The sequence below is a fragment of the Peribacillus sp. Hz7 genome (assembly GCF_042136355.1).
Classification (GTDB): domain Bacteria; phylum Bacillota; class Bacilli; order Bacillales; family DSM-1321; genus Peribacillus; species Peribacillus asahii_A.
This window is the reverse complement of sequence record NZ_JBHHJV010000010.1, coordinates 1-16,382: the sequence shown is the minus strand read 5'-3', so window position 1 is coordinate 16,382 and position 16,382 is coordinate 1. Positions and strand designations below refer to the sequence as shown.

Genomic DNA, 16,382 nt, shown 5'->3' with positions numbered 1-16,382 from the left:
TAATCATAGGATATGTGAACGATTTGACCCATAGGATAAAGGAGTTTTTTGATGAAACAAAATCAATTTGAACGTTTTAATTTGCAGAGCCATATAGTTGATGCGGTTCAGAATTTAGGGTTTAAAAAGCCGACGGAAATTCAAGAACGTGTGATTCCTGCGATTTTAAACGATCATAGTTTAATTGGCCAATCGCAAACAGGAACGGGAAAAACCCATTCATACTTGTTACCGATTATGGAAAAACTGAATCCAGCTAAACAAGAAGTTCAAGCGATTATTTCTGCGCCAACTAGAGAATTAGCTACTCAAATTTATAAAGAAGCTCTAAAAATTGCCGATTATTTTCCGGAAGAGGCTCCTGTTCAAGTCCGCTGCTTTATTGGCGGAACGGACAAGCAGCGGACGATTGAAAAGTTAAAAACACAGCCGCAACTTGTAATTGGGACTCCAGGTAGAATTAAAGATCTTGTGGAAGAACAAGCTTTGCAAGTATATGGAGCAACGATGCTTGTTGTGGATGAAGCTGATTTGATGCTAGATATGGGCTTTATTGAAGATGTTGATAAATTTGCTGCAAGAATGGCTGAAAAAATCCAAATGCTTGTCTTCTCAGCAACGATTCCAGAGAAATTAAAACCATTTTTGAAAAAGTATATGGAAAATCCAAAATATGTTCAAGTGAATCCGAAGCAAGCAACAGCAGCGAAGATTGAACATGTACTGATTCCAGTTCGTCACCGCAACAAAATTCAACTATTACATGATATCGCTGTTCGCTATAATCCATATTTAGCGATTATTTTTACGAATACGAAAAAAATGGCTGACACTGTTGCGGATGAGTTAATAGCCAAAGGATTGACGGTTGGACGTATTCATGGTGACCTTTCACCGCGTGATCGTAAACGAATGATGAAGCAGATTAATAATTTAGATTATCAATTTATTGTGGCGACAGATCTGGCTGCGCGTGGAATTGATATCGAAGGTGTTAGCCATATCATTAACTATGAGCTGCCATCAGATTTAGACTTCTATATTCATCGTACAGGCCGAACAGCACGTGCAGGTCAATCGGGTATTGCGGCAACGATTTATGATACATCGGATGAAGATGCATTAATTCGTCTTGAGAAAATGGGTGTCACTTTCCACGATGTGGATATTCAAAATGGTGATTGGATTGAAATCGATGAACGAAATAAACGAAAACATCGTAAAAAGCAAACTTCTGAAATTGATGTAAAAGCAAAAACAATGGTTAGAAAATCGACTAAAGTCAAACCAGGCTATAAAAAGAAACATCAACGTGAAACGGAAGAGTTTAAGAAACGACAACGTCGCATGGCTAAAAAACAAAGATAAGCTGTGTTGAATGTGTTTGAAGAGAGGAGGACATTAGAGTGTTGAAAATTGGATCTCATGTATCGATGAGCGGGAAAACGATGCTGCTCGGTGCAAGTGAGGAAGCTGCTTCTTATGGAGCAAATACCTTTATGATTTATACAGGGGCTCCGCAAAATACGCGCCGTAAAAAGCTAGAAGAGTTAAATATTGAAGCGGGAACGAAACATATGGCTGAGCACGGAATGACAGATATTATTGTTCATGCTCCGTATATTATTAATATTGGAAATACGACAAAGCCAGAAACATTTGAACTTGGTGTCAATTTTTTAAGAAGCGAAATTGATCGTACAGAAGCGATTGGTGCGCGTCAAATTGTTCTTCATCCAGGAGCGCATGTTGGGGCTGGTAGTGAAGCGGGAATTAAGAAGATTATCGAAGGATTGAATGAAGTGCTAACAGCTGAGGATCAAGTGCAAATTGCTCTTGAAACGATGGCAGGGAAAGGAACCGAATGCGGCCGCTCGTTTGAAGAGCTAGCGATGATTATCGATGGTGTTACACATAATAAACAACTGTCTGTTTGTATGGATACTTGTCATATTCATGATGCTGGATATAATATCGTTGAAGATTTTGATGGCGTGCTAAATGAGTTTGACAAAATTGTCGGCATTGACCGTATTAAAGTGCTTCATATTAACGATAGTAAAAATGTACGTGGAGCGCGTAAAGACCGTCATGAAAACATTGGGTTTGGTCACATTGGGTTTGATGCTTTAAACTATATTGTCCATCATCCACAGCTTTTATCCGTTCCTAAAATTTTAGAAACACCATTTGTTGGTGAAGATAAAAACGATAAAAAAGCACCGTATCAATTCGAAATTGAGATGCTAAGAAACAAGAAGTTTGATGATAATGTGCTAGAGGAAATTAAAAATAGCTAACTGTAAAAAGGGACATCTCATCCAATTGGATGAAACGTCCCTTTTGGGTTTACCATTCATAACGATGTATAACTAAGCTTTTTTGATTTTTTACAGTTTTGGCGTCTAGCTGCACCTGCTATGAAAAAGATGAGAGTCCTCAACATTCTATTTTCTACATATACATAAACGAGCCATTTCCCCTGTTCTTAATAAGAACCAGTTAGTTGATAGAAGATATTTTCGATTTGCTTTGCTTTATTCATACCAGTGATGCCGGCAATTCGACCAATGACCGTTTGTCTTTGACGAGAATCAAAAATGTTAATGTTTTGTCCTGCAAGCAGTCTTGTAATACCTACCGCTTCTTGCTGGGTTAAAGATACTTGATACTGTGCCGCTAGAGCGAGCAACTCATCCGGTTTAATTTGATTAATCTTATGATTGACCATCATTTCAAATAATTTCATAGTCGTTTTCCCTCCTTTTTTAAAACATATGAAGAGGGGATGAAGATGTGAACGAAAACTGCAAGCGCGGTTCTTTACTTCTTCTTCTTTTTTCGATATACTTCTCTTTATCAAATCGTAATGATTCTTAAAAAAAGGTGATGTAATTTGGAAATACAGGATAATCATCCAATTATTAAAGTGAAAAATCTTTCTTATAAATACACAAAAGATAAAGTGTTAGAAGATGTGTCTTTTGAAGTGCCGCGTGGAGCTTTTTTAGCTATCGTAGGTCCAAATGGATCAGGTAAGTCGACTTTATTAAAGTTAATTCTTGGGTTGCTAAGAACGCAAGAAGGTACAATTAAACTGTTTGATGAAAATATTCGTTCATTTAAAGAGTGGCAACAGATTGGTTTTGTTTCACAAAAAGCGAATTCATTCAATTCAGGGTTTCCGGCAACGGTGTTTGAAGTCGTTCAAAGTGGATTAACGAAGAAATTAGGTTTATTTAAATTTCCTAAAAAAGCGGATAAGCAAAAAGTAAAAAAAGCTCTAGAGGCTGTCGATATGTTATCCTTTCAACATCGGAATATTGGTGAATTATCAGGCGGGCAACAACAACGGGTGTTTATTGCACGGTCGCTTGTAAGTGAACCACAATTACTGATTTTAGATGAGCCGACCGTTGGAGTGGATTCTAAACATGTGCATCAGTTTTATGAAATGCTTGAAATGCTGAATAAACAATTAGGCATTACACTTATTTTAGTTACACATGATGTCGGTACAGTAACGGATAAAGTGACACATGTAGCCTGCTTGAATAAAAAGCTGCATTTTCATGGAGATGCATGTGAATATAATCAATTAAATGAAGAAGAGCTGTCGTCTTTTTATGGACATGACGTCAAGCTTTTAAGTCATAATCATTAAGATGTTTTGGAGGATAGCCGAATGATATCGGGGTTATTGCAATATGAGTTTTTGCAAAACGCATTTATTACAGGAATTATTATTGGAGTATTGGCGCCGCTCTTGGGCGTTTTTATTGTGGTTAGACGGATGTCTATGATTGCAGATGCCTTAAGTCATGTAGCACTTGCAGGGATTGCGTTTAGTTTACTGTTGCAAAAGAGTTTTGTTTCGCTAGGCGGATTAAATCCACTTTATATGGGAATGGCATTTTCTGTTGGTGGTTCTTTATTTATTGAGAAGTTAAGAACCATTTATAAGCATTATCAGGAGCTGGCAATCCCGATTATTTTATCAGGCGGAATCGGACTTAGTGTTATTTTTATTTCCGTTGCAGATGGGTTCAATGCGGATTTATATAGTTATCTATTTGGAAGTGTAAGTGCAGTTAGCCGCTCTGATTTATATGTCATTATCGGAGTAGGCATAGCGGTTATTGTAACGTTAATATTGTTGTTTAAGGAACTGTTTTTGCTTTCATTTGATGAAGAACATGCGAAGGCTTCTGGTATTCCTTCTAAAGTGATTCATTTTATTTTTATTGTACTTGTCGCTCTTGTGATTGCAGCATCTATGAGAGTGGTTGGAATTTTGCTTGTCTCATCTTTAATGACGCTGCCGGTTGCTGCGAGTTTACGATTTGCACAAGGATTTAAACAAATGATTGGTTATTCAGTTGTTTTTGGTGAAATATCCGTCATAGGTGGTTTATTTTTATCTTATGAGCTAGATCTTGCTCCAGGTGGAACGATTGTAATGCTAGCTGTACTCATTCTTGTTTTAGCAATTATTATTGATAAGTGGAAAAATAGGTAAATGAGGTGTTTTTTTGAATGTAACAACAGCGATTCAATTACTGAAGGATAAAGGGTATAAACAAACGGGAAAAAGAGAAGATATGCTTCAGCTTTTTTCTTCTAGTAATAAATATTTAACAGCAAAAGATGTATTAGAGAATATGAAGTCGAGCTATCCAGGATTAAGCTTCGATACGATTTACCGCAACCTTTCTTTATTTGTACAATTAGGTATTTTTGAAATGACAGAACTTGAAGGAGAGAAACGTTTCCGATTTACTTGTAGTCACTCTGAACATCATCATCATTTTATTTGTTTAGATTGTGGAAAGACGAAAGAAATTGCAGCGTGTCCGATGGAAAGTCTAGAAGATAATTTACAGGATTATGATGTGTCTGGTCATAAGTTTGAAATTTATGGCCGTTGTCCTGACTGTTGTGTACAGTCACAGTAAAAAGCGTGAAGACCATTTAGGTTTTCACGCTTTTTTTTTAGCTATATCCAGAACTCATATGACAATTTATACTTGCTGCACCTGCAGCCATTTACGAACCCAAGTTTGTGCTTCGTGCCAGGATTGAACGCGAATGACACTGTTTGGAACAGGATCTTGATTATAGGGTGTATTAAAGAGTAAGACAGGGATATTACATTCTTCAGCGATTGCAACTGCATTATCATGTTTATCTTCTAGAAATAGGTCGACCGCTAATTTTTTGGCTGTAGCTACTTTGTTGTGCGATCCAATTAATTCTAGATGATGATAGCTCAGTCGATGTTTGGCAAACCACTTTTCTGTGACATCAAGAAGATGCGGAGTACGTGCGCTAATATAATATAAATCAGCCGAAGCTGTCCATGCATTTAATACTTCTTTTGCCCCATCAGCAGGTAAAGATTCTTTATAAAAGATTGGTTCATTTGTTAAGAACCAGTGGTTAAAATCTTCTTTTGACACGTTCACATATGGATAAAAATCATATTGGGTAATGTCTTCATATGTTAAATTTAATTGAAAAGCGTCATTTAAAAATGGAACAAAGGTGTCTGGTCGTGTGACGGTTCCATCTATATCTATTCCAAATCGTTTCTTCATCGTTGATGTGCCCTCTCCTTATTTTTCATACATATAGTGTAACATAAATTAGTGAAAGCGTTCTTTTAGTAAATGGCAACAATATTGTTTAACAAATCCATTATAAAAAGGGCACGGTAATTATCCAGGGCTAAAAAGCATTGCAGTTCTTAGGAGCTGCGGTTTAGATTAGGGTAGTTTTTTCGTATAGTTTTATTTATACAATCTGTTCAGACAGATGTAGTTTATCCCAATAGATGAAAGATTTTTAACGTAGTTTTTCATTTGTCTTACACACACTATAAATGCTCCTACTTAACGAAAGTGAGGAATGCATGTATGGAAGAGAATCGTTACACAAGTGTTGACGATGAAGTGCGTTTGACTCCAAAGCCAATGGATTCCACTTCGACCTCGACTTCGACTTCACAGGTTCATCAAACAGTCGATGAAGATCGAAATAAATACGAATCCGGTGAAGCGGTAAAAAATCATTATCTAGAAGAAACATCTGCTGAAATTGCGGCACCGATAAGTAATCGTGGACAAGCAACGAATTCAGAAAGATATGATGATCCTGCATATGGTATTGGTTTCGGTGGTACATTAGTTGGGACCCTTGCGTTAATTGCATCCATCCTTTCCTTATTTATGATGCCAATTTTACTTGGTATTGTCGGCATTGTGGCTGGGTTTATTGCCCGTAGTAAAGGAGCAAAAAGTCTTGGAGCATGGGCAATCGGGATTGGTGCTGTCTCAATTATTGTTGGCATCTTTATCTTGCCGTTTTTTTAACAAGACGAAAAAAGCTTGGATTCGACGACGAATCCAAGCTTTTCTTAGGAAAACAGTATAGAATTTGTCTAGCTTAATTACTTTATTTTTATTTCAACGCTTCAGCTTTTTGTTTAGCGTAATATTCCTCGGCAATTAAGTCGATTTCTTTCTTTAATTCTTCTACCATTGTTTCTTCAGGTACTTTACGAACAATTTGCCCTTTTCTAAATAGAAGTCCTTCTCCTCGGGCTCCAGCGATGCCGATATCAGCTTCTCGAGCTTCACCAGGTCCATTTACCGCACAGCCGAGAACAGACACTTTAATCGGTGCCTTAATCGTTTGGATATACTCTTCTACTTCGTTTGCAATAGCAATTAAGTCGATTTCAATACGACCGCATGTTGGGCAAGAAATCAGTGTAGCCATATTAGAGGCAAGACCAAATGACTTTAATAATTCTCGTGCTACTTTTACTTCTTCAACAGGATCAGCACTCAAAGAAATTCGTAATGTATTACCGATACCTTTGCTTAGGATAGCTCCTAAACCAGCAGCGCTTTTTACTGTACCAGAGAATAAAGTTCCTGATTCTGTAATGCCGAGATGTAATGGATAGTCAAAGGCTTGTGCGGCTTTTTCGTATGCTTCAATGGCTAAGTTAACATCAGATGCCTTCATGGAAACGATAATATCATGAAAATCTAAGTCTTCTAAAATTTTGATATGATGCAAAGCACTCTCTACCATACCGTCGGCTGTTGGGTATCCGTATTTTTCGATAATGCGTTTTTCTAATGAACCAGCATTTACACCGATTCGAATTGGTACACCCTTTTCTTTCGCTGCCTTTACAACCGCTTCGACTTTCTCGCGACGGCCAATATTTCCTGGGTTAATCCGAATCTTATCGGCTCCCCCCTCAATCGCTTTTAAAGCAAGTCGATAATCAAAGTGAATATCAACAACAAGTGGAATGTTGATGCGTTTTTTTATTTCTGGAATGGCATCGGCTGCTCGTTCATCTGGACATGCAACGCGGACAATTTGGCAGCCCGCCTCTTCAAGGCGCAGAATTTCAGCTACAGTCGCTTCGACATCATGGGTTTTTGTCGTTGTCATACTTTGAATAATTACTTCATTATTACCGCCAATGGTTAGATTACCAACCTTAATAGGGCGGGTTTTAGTACGATGTATAATTTCACTCAAGTGGGATTCGCTCCTTTTGGAAGAAATCATGTTTGATTTTCCCTATTGTTCACAAAATATTGTATCAATGTTAGGCACTAGTTGACAAGGAAATGGATGTATTATCTTTTTTAATAGACTGTGTTAAACATCGAGAAAATTCTATCTTATCCTTGTTTTATATCGCTGTCTATTTATAGCTCGGAATTTTATAGGTTTTTCCGATTTGCATTTGTTCGGGTTTTAGCCCTTCATTTAGCTCTTGAAAATCACTCACAATCGATTCAATTGGCTGTTTTAGTGTCCCTTCTTCTTGCTCAATAATTGACAATAAGGTGTCACCCGGCTTCATGGTTTTTTTTACATATTGCAGTTTGTGTTTATTCGCTGTTTGATGAACAGGTTGTGAAGGTTCTTTTGCAGGAGAAGAAGATGACTTTGGTAAAGTTCCTGTTGTGACATCAAAGTAAACGATAAACAGAATAAAACATACGCATAGAAAACCGATTAGCCGTTTCATTTGTAACCCCCATTACTTGTCTTTACTTTATATATATTTAGGAGCCATTTTTTTATGCCTAAAATTAAGCACTATTCTTTTGTTTCTATGATTCGATGAATCCATTGTGAATGGAGTGAAGTAAAGCTGCTATGTTCCTTCTTGTTAAAAAATACTTCAATTATTTAATATAGTAGATTTAATGGTCTAGATGTTCCTAATAGAGGGGTTGTGTAAAAATATTACTTTTATAAAGGTGTAAACCTTTAGATTTGTTGGTATATAGGAAATTTATCTTATTTTTTACAGGTTATTTACAGAACATTAATAATTTCATCGGATAATGAAAGTGATTCAAAAGGAGGGTTTTATGAAAAAAAAGTTTATTCATTACATATTTCACTCGAATTTAGTAGTTAATTGCACTCTAAAAACAAGGTTACTTATCTTGCTTATTAGTTCTTTAGTCTTAACATCATCAGGGATAAGTTATATTGCCTATGTACAATCGAAGGCTTCCACAATCAATGCTGTGGAACAGAGGCTAGAGCGAGAGTCCGTATTGTTTTATCAAATGGTGCAAAATTTAATGTATCTCTATGTTGGAGATGAGGAGAAGTTTTCACAGAAAGTAGAATCTGTCGTGAAAAGTCAAAGTTTTCAAATGGCTCAGGATGGTCTGCGAAGTGATTATTTTCTTTTAAAAGATGAAAAGCTAACTCCGTTTTTAGATAGTAAACAATCGAAAGTACATCTTTCTGATTCGCTTCAACGGAAAATCGTTGAGCAACAAAATGGAATTGTGACGACGTCGATTGAAGGCAAGAAATATACGTTAGCTTTCCGTTATATTCAAGAGTTAAAGGGGCAATATATTATTGTTTTGCCACAAGAGAAATATTTAGGAGAAATTCAGCAAATGGCTTGGTCAATTAGCGGGGTAGCTTTCATCTGTTTAATTCTATCTGCGTTATTAGCGGCTTTCATGATTAACAAGCTAACGAAGCCACTAGAGCAAATTCGTGAAATGATGAGAAAAGCGAGAGAAGGGAATCTTGATATTTCGTTTGAAGGGATTCAACAAACAACTCCAGAAGTAAAATCTTTGATTAAAAGTTTTGGAACCTTGATTAGTTCACTGCAGGGATTGCTGCAAAATATTGGAGCGACGGCAGGGCGTCTCCATCATACAGGACAGCAGCTGCAGCAATCTTCTAATCATGTATTAGTCACTAATCAAGGACTCTTGGCAGGTATTGAGCTGGTCAAAAAAGCGGCTGAAGAAACGGCAAGCAGTTCAGACATACATATAGAAACTTTTCATAAAATGAAAAAGGATGTTCATTTAATTTTTGAAAAAATGGATCAATTATTTCATATTGCTAGAAATATGGATGAATCCGCTCAAGAAGGTACAGACCAAATGAATCTCTTATTAAGAAGAATGGATGTATTTCAACAAGAATCACAACATATTACGAAAACTGTTCATATGATGAGCACGCATTCTCAATCGGTTAACTCGATTGTTGCGCTTATTCAATCTATTGCAGAACAAACGAAATTATTAGCCTTGAATGCTACGATTGAGGCTGCGCGTGCGGGAGAGTATGGAAAGGGATTTTCTGTTGTGGCGACAGAGGTGAGAAAACTAGCAAATCAAACATCTGAAGCGGCGAAAGATATCTCTACAAATATGAGTCAAATGTTAGAGATAACGTCGAGAACGCAACTTGAGTTTGAACATCTCAATCTGCATCTTAATGAAAATGTAGAAGCTGTAATGGAAAGTAAACAATCGATTGATATTTGGAATGTAAAGGTGCAGCAAGTGAAAGAAACACTTCATTCTATACACGATTATTTAGGTCATTTACAGAAATCTTTGCCTCTAGTAGAAGAATCGACAGAGCGGTACGCCGCTTTATCTCAGCAAACATCTGCAAGTTCCGAAGAAATGTTAAACAGTTCTTACGCGCAGCAAAATCAATTAAAAGAAAGCTATGAAATTGGCACGGTGTTAAATGAATTATCAAGTGCCCTTAATCAACAAACCAAACAATTTCGCTCATCATAAGAAAAGGGAGAACAAAACCTACCTTTTAAAAAGGTTCTATTAAATAACGCTGTGGATTTTCAACTCATTTAACTTTCAGCAGAGCTGAAAGGTGTCCGAAACCGCGGTTTCATATGAATGAGCCAAAAATCGTATACATCAACAATTAATATAGTCTTTAAAAAAGCGCAAGGACCTTTACTAGTTAGGTCCTTGCGCTTGACGTTTACGTTTGTCCCACACTTAACGGGCAGTAAGACCCCCACCTCAAGCTTATGAGGAGTCAAAGAAGATAGGTGGGGGACAACTGCCCGTAAAGGTCCGATTGGTTCAACTAACCATCAGTGGGGGATGAAGGAAAACCCCCACTGATGGAAGTTTCACTTTATTGTTCTTGCTCGTGAGGTATTTCTTTTAATGTTAGGAAAAGAAGGATGAAGATAATGAACCAGTTCAAAGACATACTGAATGGAACGGTTGCCTGAAAGAGGTCCATAATTGTAAAGAAAATCGTCGGTAATGTTACGCAATAAGCAGTGATTGTCCATATTTGCTTGTAACGGAGCGGTTTCTGAAAAGCATTTTTGAGCACCAATCCGAAAATAGAAAAAATCGTTATTTTAATAAATAAGATTACTGCGGCTATTATGTAAAAAATAAAAATCATAATAGATAAGAACATCCATAATAAACTGTCCGCTTTATCAAGCCATGAGGAAATGGTTTCATTATTCCCTTCGATAAACGTATAAGGAGAAGACTGGGCACTTCCGGCAGATACAACGACAAATTCGGATTGTAGAAAGGCGAGGCCGTTCGTCGTTTGATTGGCAACTTTACTAGGTGTTAGTACACCAGAGTCATCCATAAAAATAGTAAAGCCTTCTTTGTGGATAATAATAGGTTCGTCGCTTTCTGTCGTTAACTTGCCATCTTTAATCTCAAATGCGGGTATTTCTGTTGAAACAGTTTGTTTAACCGCATAAATACTATCCTTTATCATCATGCTAAAATAATAACTAGCAGGGAGAATGGATAGGAGGGAGAGCACGAATACAAAAAAAATCGTTTTGCCTAATCCTTGATAACGAAAGGTCGCTATATCCTTAGGCGAGTACAAACTAACATATAGTTGTTTAAAGACATTCATATAAAACAGCACCTTTTTTCTATTCTATCTTGTTCATTGTATCTATCAGTTTGTGATAATACAACATAAACGATACAAATTCACTCTTTTAAAAATAAAGGCAAATGAAGGCGTGCTGTCGAAGTTCATACTAAGTAAAATTATTTTTGAAAGGAGATACATATGGATATTCTTTATTGGACGGTTGTCATCACCATGTTTATTATCGGTTTTATCGGCTTGATTTATCCAATTATTCCAAGCGTGCTCTTTATTTTCGCCGGCTTTATTCTATACGGATTTTTTTATTCATTCGAACCATTCCATTGGCTGTTTTGGACCATACAAATTTTATTTGTTTTGCTTTTATTTATGGCGGATTATGTAGCGAATATGATCGGCGTTAAAAAATATGGTGGTTCCAAAGCGGGGATATGGGGCAGTACTATCGGCCTTCTAGTGGGACCGTTCGTCATTCCTGCTTTCGGTATTATCATTGGTCCATTTGTTGGGGCAATTTTAGCAGAACTGCTTGTTCATAAGCGAGACTTATGGACCGCTTCGAAGATTGGGTTTGGCTCTGTTATTGGCTTTATTAGCAGTGTGTTGACAAAAAGCATCATTCAAATCGTAATGGTTGGATATTTTTTCTTTGTTATATATAAATAGTCTGAATAAAAAAACTAAAAAAGTGAAGCATAACGTTTGAAAGGCTAGTAAAATTTTGATAATCTATGCTTACGGGCTTTAGGAAACTTTGAAAACTAAAGCTAAATTATAGGTATACATAGGGAGGATTTTAATCATGGCATTTGAATTACCACAATTACCATACGCAGTTGATGCATTAGAACCACACATTGACAAAGAAACAATGAACATTCATCACACAAAACATCACAACACATATGTAACAAACTTAAACGCTGCAATTGAAGGAAACGAAGAGCTTCAAAGCAAAAGCATTGAAGAACTAGTTGCTAACCTAGATGCAGTTCCAGAAGCTATTCGTACAGCTGTACGCAACAATGGTGGCGGACATGCTAACCACTCTTTATTCTGGACAATTTTAACTCCAAATGGTAGCGGTGCACCAGCTGGTGAACTAGCGGACGCAATTGCTGCTAAATTTGGTAGCTTTGATGCGTTTAAAGAAGAATTCGCTAAAGCAGCAGCAACTCGCTTCGGTTCTGGTTGGGCTTGGTTAGTTGTAAATAACGGCGAATTAGAAGTAACAAGCACACCAAACCAAGATTCTCCATTATCAGAAGGGAAAACACCTATTCTTGGATTAGACGTTTGGGAGCATGCTTACTACTTAAACTACCAAAACCGTCGTCCTGATTACATCGGTGCTTTCTGGAATGTTGTAAATTGGGATGAAGTTACAAAACGTTACGCAGCTGCAAAATAATAAAGTAATGAACACGGGAATCCTCGAATAAGAGGGTTCTCGTTTTTTATTGTCTTTTTTCACATAAATGCTCCTCTTTTTTCAAACACTAAAATGAACAAAAAGGAGCGTTTGCATATGGGGATTTTACAAAAAGTAATCGGAGAAGGAGCAGTGCAAAAAGAATTGAATCTGCTGCTCATAATCGGTGGTTTATATAGTTTAAGCATCGCTTTATCTAATACATTTGTGAATATTTATTTATGGAAGCAATCAGGGGATTTTTTAGATATTGGCATTTATAATTTAATCGTTGTTATTGTTCAACCATTAATCTTTATTTTAGCAGGCCGGATGGCGAAGAAAGTCGATCGAATCATCGTGTTACGGCTTGGTGTTATTTTTTTAGCTCTTTTTTATTTAACGGTGCTCTTAGTAGGGGGAAATGCGACGAATTTTCTTTGGTTACTTGGAGCGTTGCTTGGAATGGGATATGGATTTTATTGGCTTGCTTTTAATGTATTAACATTTGAAATTACTGAGCCGGAAACACGTGACTTTTTTAATGGGTTTATGGGAGTTTTAAACTCTAGTGCTGGGATGATTGGTCCAATTAGCGCTGGATTCATTATTTCGCGGCTAAATCAATTTTCAGGATATACATTTGTCTTCGGTTTATCGTTGTTGTTGTTTGCAGTTGCCGTTTTATTAAGTTTCTTTTTAAAAAGACGACCTGCACATGGAAAGTATTGTTTTGTACGTGTTTTACAAGAGCGAAAAAATGATCGTAATTGGAGTTTGATTACGTGGGCCAACTTTTGTCAGGGGTTACGAGAAGGTACATTTATGTTTGTTATTTCTATTTTTGTATTTATTCAAACAGGAAGTGAATTGGCACTTGGGAGCTATGGGTTACTTCATTCAGCCGTTGCTTTTGTTGCTTATTATTTTGCTTCTCGCCTTATTAAGTCTGACATGCGCAATAAAGCGATTCTCTTTGGAGGAGTATTGCTTTATGCGGCAGTAATTTTCATTGCTGTGGATGTTACATATGCCAGACTTTTAATATATGCGGCAATGATTGCCGTTGGATACCCGCTTTTACTCGTACCGTATGTTTCCCTTACATATGATGTGATTGGGCGTGCATGGCATGCGGCGGAGATGCGAATTGAATATATAGTCGTTCGAGAGCTATTTATTCATCTTGGTCGTATTGTTTCTATTCTAGGTTTTCTCTTTGCTGTTTATTATTTCGATCCTAAGCAAAGTTTGCCGATTTTTTTATTAATTGCTGGTTTAGGTCATACGGTAATTTATTTCTTTGTCCGTCAAATCAAGCTAACCTAGATAGACATTGGATAAAATTAATAGTATTTCAAGGTAGAAAAAAACAACAATGTTCTATAGAATAAGGTAGTTAGCAAGACAATGGATAAAGGAAGTGTGGCATATAGTGAATAAAAAGAAAAAAACGCATGTGCCGTTCAGATTAAGTATTCTTTTCTTTTTAGTTTTTGTACTATTCTCTGCGTTAATCTTACGTTTAGGATTTATTCAAATTGCATATGGCGATGAATATAGTCGTGAAGTAGAAAGAACAGAAGAAGTGACGGTCAATAATGCTGTTCCACGTGGTAAAATGTATGATCGCAATTTAAACATTATGGTGGATAATCAGCCTTTAGATGCGATTACATATACAAGAAAACAAGGAACAAAATCAGCGGAAATGTTGGAAACAGCTGAGAAGCTAGCTAAGTTAATTGATAAAGAAACGGATAAAATAACAGAGCGGGATAAGAAAGATTTTTGGATTATGTTACATCCGGAACTAGCTGATCAAAAAATCACTGCCCAAGATAAAAAGAAAGTGACAGAAGGAGAGCTTACAGAAGCGGATTTATATAAGCTTCAACTTGAGCGGATTACGAAGGAAGAGTACGATACCTTTTCTAAGGAAGAGCTTGAGGTACTAGCTATTTACCGCGAGTTTACGAGCGGTTATGCATTAACGCCACAAATTGTAAAAAACAAAAATGTAACAAAAAAAGAGTTTGCACGAGTGAGTGAACATTTAGGTTCTTTGCCTGGTGTAGGGATTACAACAGACTGGGATCGTTCTTACGCATACGATAAAACGTTGAAGTCGGTATTAGGAAAAGTTTCTTCATCAGAGGAAGGGTTACCGAGTGAAAGTCTTGATTATTATTTAGCACGTAATTACAGTCGAAATGACCGTGTCGGGAAAAGCTATATCGAAGCACAATATGAAGAGGTTCTACAAGGTCAAAAGACAAAGATTCGTAATATTACCGATAAATCTGGAGATGTGGTTGATTCACAAGTGATTACCCCTGGACAACGTGGTAAAGATCTTGTCTTGACGATTGATATTGATTTACAACAGGCTACAGAAAAAATTATTGAAAAATATTTACTTGCTAATAAAAGAATGGGAAATACGAAGTTTTTAGATCGAGCTTTTGTTGTTATGATGGACCCAAATACGGGTGAAGTATTAACAATGGCAGGGAAAAGGTATGTGCGGGATTCAGAAACGGGGAAAGCTTCTATCGAGGATTTTGCATTAGGGAATATTACCACTTCTTATGCGATGGGTTCTGCCGTTAAAGGGGCGACCGTACTAACAGGTTACCAACAGGGCGCAATTCAACCGGGATCTGTCTTTTATGATACGAAGTTAAAAATTAAAGGAACACCAGCGAAAGGTTCTTATAAAGACTTTGGCAACATTAATGATTTGACTGCTTTAAAAGTATCTTCAAACGTATATATGTTCCGAACAGCTATTAATATTGGTGGAGGTACGTATATACCAAATCATTCTTTGAGCATTAACCCGAAGGCCTTTACAACAATGAGAAATTCTTATGCACAGTTTGGATTAGGAGTACGTACAGGTATCGATTTACCAAATGAAATGGTTGGGTTTAAGGGGACTGAAACTTCTCCAGGTAAGCTGCTTGACTTGTCTATCGGTCAGTATGATACGTATACACCGATGCAACTTGCACAATATGTATCCACTATTGCAAATGGTGGTTATCGAATGAAGCCGCATATTGTTAAGGAAATTCGTGAACCTGTAGAAGATAATGAGGAGTTAGGTTCCGTGGCTGAAGAAATTACGCCAACTGTTCTCAATCGTCTGCCTATGAAAGATTCCTGGATTCAACATGTTCAAGCGGGGTTTGAAAAGGTAACGATGGAATCAGGTGGAACGGCCTACCAATTTTTTGGTGGGAAACCTTATACAGTAGCGGGAAAAACAGGAACAGCCGAAGCGTTTTATGATGGCCCTGATCGTGAGAAATACAGCGAGCCGCAAGAAACGATGAACTTGACTATTGTTGGTTATTCACCAGCGGATAAGCCAGAAGTCGCTTTTGCAGTTGTCGTGCCATGGGCGTATCAAAGACATACGACAGATCATCATATGAATAAATTAATCGCTAGTGAAATTATGGATGAGTACTATAAGCTGAAAAAAGAACGTGCGAAGCAAGCAAAGGCAGAAGCAACGACTAAAGTAAAGGTTAATCATAACAAAGATAAGAAAACAGATGAGAGTGAAAGCTCAACAAATGAATAATAAATGAAAAACACGCTTTTGATTTGAAGTGACCCCTAAAAATTAGACACGGTTATTTCATTAGGCAGCTTGATGGGCATGAATTCGGTATTGTACCGGACTCATGCCTTTCTTACCTCTAGTCAAGTATTTTTAGATAATTTTATT

Annotated in this window: 16 protein-coding genes; 11 read left to right on the top strand and 5 right to left on the bottom strand. The window is 37.0% G+C overall.

Translation table 11 applies throughout. From position 1 onward, the window contains the following. Positions 1–51: 51 nt before the first annotated feature. Together ACE199_RS14250 and ACE199_RS14245 are read left to right on the top strand one after the other, a co-directional pair. Entirely contained in the window at positions 52–1,368 is a 1,317-nt protein-coding gene (locus tag ACE199_RS14250; RefSeq protein WP_375350385.1) for a DEAD/DEAH box helicase, read from the top strand. A gap of 38 nt (positions 1,369–1,406) precedes the next feature. Next, positions 1,407–2,300, top strand: a complete 894-nt coding sequence (locus ACE199_RS14245; protein ID WP_375350383.1) for a deoxyribonuclease IV — start codon at positions 1,407–1,409, stop codon at positions 2,298–2,300. A 188-nt stretch (positions 2,301–2,488) separates the two neighbouring features. Here the strand turns inward: ACE199_RS14245 and ACE199_RS14240 are convergent, their stop codons facing one another. Further along, positions 2,489–2,749, bottom strand: a complete 261-nt coding sequence (locus ACE199_RS14240) for a DUF2624 family protein (RefSeq protein WP_164853278.1) — start codon at positions 2,747–2,749, stop codon at positions 2,489–2,491. A gap of 153 nt (positions 2,750–2,902) precedes the next feature. On the opposite strand from ACE199_RS14240, the gene ACE199_RS14235 reads away from it, so the two are divergent. The 3 genes from ACE199_RS14235 to ACE199_RS14225 are packed head-to-tail and all read left to right on the top strand — an operon-like array spanning position 2,903 to position 4,955. Then, positions 2,903–3,664, top strand: a complete 762-nt coding sequence (locus ACE199_RS14235; protein WP_127762621.1) for a metal ABC transporter ATP-binding protein — start codon at positions 2,903–2,905, stop codon at positions 3,662–3,664. A gap of 21 nt (positions 3,665–3,685) precedes the next feature. Further along, on the top strand, positions 3,686–4,519 hold the full coding sequence (locus tag ACE199_RS14230) for a metal ABC transporter permease (protein ID WP_375350382.1): 834 nt from the start codon (positions 3,686–3,688) through the stop codon (positions 4,517–4,519). A gap of 13 nt (positions 4,520–4,532) precedes the next feature. Further along, the gene (locus ACE199_RS14225) at positions 4,533–4,955 is read left to right on the top strand and encodes a Fur family transcriptional regulator (RefSeq protein WP_127761390.1); all 423 of its coding nucleotides are present in this window, start codon (positions 4,533–4,535) and stop codon (positions 4,953–4,955) included. Between the two features lie 66 nt (positions 4,956–5,021). On the opposite strand, the gene ACE199_RS14220 is transcribed toward ACE199_RS14225, so the two are convergent. Further along, on the bottom strand, positions 5,022–5,597 hold the full coding sequence (locus ACE199_RS14220) for a 5' nucleotidase, NT5C type (RefSeq protein WP_375350381.1): 576 nt from the start codon (positions 5,595–5,597) through the stop codon (positions 5,022–5,024). Between the two features lie 318 nt (positions 5,598–5,915). Here ACE199_RS14220 and ACE199_RS14215 point away from each other — a divergent pair, with 318 nt between their 5' ends. Then, the gene (locus ACE199_RS14215) at positions 5,916–6,371 is read left to right on the top strand and encodes a hypothetical protein (RefSeq protein WP_375350380.1); all 456 of its coding nucleotides are present in this window, start codon (positions 5,916–5,918) and stop codon (positions 6,369–6,371) included. Positions 6,372–6,459: 88 nt separating this feature from the next. On the opposite strand, the gene ispG is transcribed toward ACE199_RS14215, so the two are convergent. Together ispG and ACE199_RS14205 are read right to left on the bottom strand one after the other, a co-directional pair. Beyond that, a complete protein-coding gene (ispG, locus tag ACE199_RS14210) occupies positions 6,460–7,563 on the bottom strand; it encodes a flavodoxin-dependent (E)-4-hydroxy-3-methylbut-2-enyl-diphosphate synthase (RefSeq protein ID WP_119115545.1) in 1,104 nt (367 codons plus the stop codon). A 169-nt stretch (positions 7,564–7,732) separates the two neighbouring features. Then, positions 7,733–8,062 (bottom strand): LysM peptidoglycan-binding domain-containing protein, encoded by a 330-nt coding sequence (locus tag ACE199_RS14205; RefSeq protein WP_127761388.1) that lies wholly within the window; start codon positions 8,060–8,062, stop codon positions 7,733–7,735. 349 nt (positions 8,063–8,411) lie between these two features. Here ACE199_RS14205 and ACE199_RS14200 point away from each other — a divergent pair, with 349 nt between their 5' ends. Then, positions 8,412–10,118 carry a methyl-accepting chemotaxis protein gene (locus tag ACE199_RS14200; protein WP_375350379.1) on the top strand — a complete coding sequence of 569 codons (1,707 nt, stop codon included), beginning with the start codon at positions 8,412–8,414 and terminating at the stop codon, positions 10,116–10,118. 364 nt (positions 10,119–10,482) lie between these two features. On the opposite strand, the gene ACE199_RS14195 is transcribed toward ACE199_RS14200, so the two are convergent. Next, entirely contained in the window at positions 10,483–11,247 is a 765-nt protein-coding gene (locus tag ACE199_RS14195) for a DUF1189 domain-containing protein (RefSeq protein ID WP_375350378.1), read from the bottom strand. Between the two features lie 162 nt (positions 11,248–11,409). On the opposite strand from ACE199_RS14195, the gene ACE199_RS14190 reads away from it, so the two are divergent. From ACE199_RS14190 to ACE199_RS14175, 4 genes are all read left to right on the top strand, one after another. Next, positions 11,410–11,895, top strand: a complete 486-nt coding sequence (locus ACE199_RS14190) for a DUF456 domain-containing protein (protein ID WP_127761385.1) — start codon at positions 11,410–11,412, stop codon at positions 11,893–11,895. A gap of 136 nt (positions 11,896–12,031) precedes the next feature. Beyond that, complete coding sequence (gene sodA, locus ACE199_RS14185) at positions 12,032–12,640, top strand: superoxide dismutase SodA (protein WP_252290816.1); 609 nt, start codon at positions 12,032–12,034, stop codon at positions 12,638–12,640. A 117-nt stretch (positions 12,641–12,757) separates the two neighbouring features. Next, on the top strand, positions 12,758–13,969 hold the full coding sequence (locus ACE199_RS14180; protein ID WP_127761383.1) for an MFS transporter: 1,212 nt from the start codon (positions 12,758–12,760) through the stop codon (positions 13,967–13,969). A gap of 106 nt (positions 13,970–14,075) precedes the next feature. After that, a complete protein-coding gene (locus tag ACE199_RS14175) occupies positions 14,076–16,235 on the top strand; it encodes a peptidoglycan D,D-transpeptidase FtsI family protein (protein WP_375350377.1) in 2,160 nt (719 codons plus the stop codon). The last annotated feature ends 147 nt before the right edge of the window (positions 16,236–16,382 follow it).

Excerpts from the sequence above, each read along its gene's own strand:
- ACE199_RS14250 (WP_375350385.1), top strand. The coding sequence starts at position 52 with ATGAAACAAAATCAATTTGAACGTTTTAATTTGCAGAGCCATATAGTT.
- ACE199_RS14240 (WP_164853278.1), bottom strand. The coding sequence starts at position 2,749 with ATGAAATTATTTGAAATGATGGTCAATCATAAGATTAATCAAATTAAA.
- ACE199_RS14230 (WP_375350382.1), top strand. The coding sequence starts at position 3,686 with ATGATATCGGGGTTATTGCAATATGAGTTTTTGCAAAACGCATTTATT.
- ACE199_RS14220 (WP_375350381.1), bottom strand. The coding sequence starts at position 5,597 with ATGAAGAAACGATTTGGAATAGATATAGATGGAACCGTCACACGACCA.
- ACE199_RS14215 (WP_375350380.1), top strand. The coding sequence starts at position 5,916 with ATGGAAGAGAATCGTTACACAAGTGTTGACGATGAAGTGCGTTTGACT.
- ACE199_RS14205 (WP_127761388.1), bottom strand. The coding sequence starts at position 8,062 with ATGAAACGGCTAATCGGTTTTCTATGCGTATGTTTTATTCTGTTTATC.
- ACE199_RS14200 (WP_375350379.1), top strand. The coding sequence starts at position 8,412 with ATGAAAAAAAAGTTTATTCATTACATATTTCACTCGAATTTAGTAGTT.
- ACE199_RS14195 (WP_375350378.1), bottom strand. The coding sequence starts at position 11,247 with ATGAATGTCTTTAAACAACTATATGTTAGTTTGTACTCGCCTAAGGAT.
- ACE199_RS14190 (WP_127761385.1), top strand. The coding sequence starts at position 11,410 with ATGGATATTCTTTATTGGACGGTTGTCATCACCATGTTTATTATCGGT.
- sodA (WP_252290816.1), top strand. The coding sequence starts at position 12,032 with ATGGCATTTGAATTACCACAATTACCATACGCAGTTGATGCATTAGAA.
- ACE199_RS14180 (WP_127761383.1), top strand. The coding sequence starts at position 12,758 with ATGGGGATTTTACAAAAAGTAATCGGAGAAGGAGCAGTGCAAAAAGAA.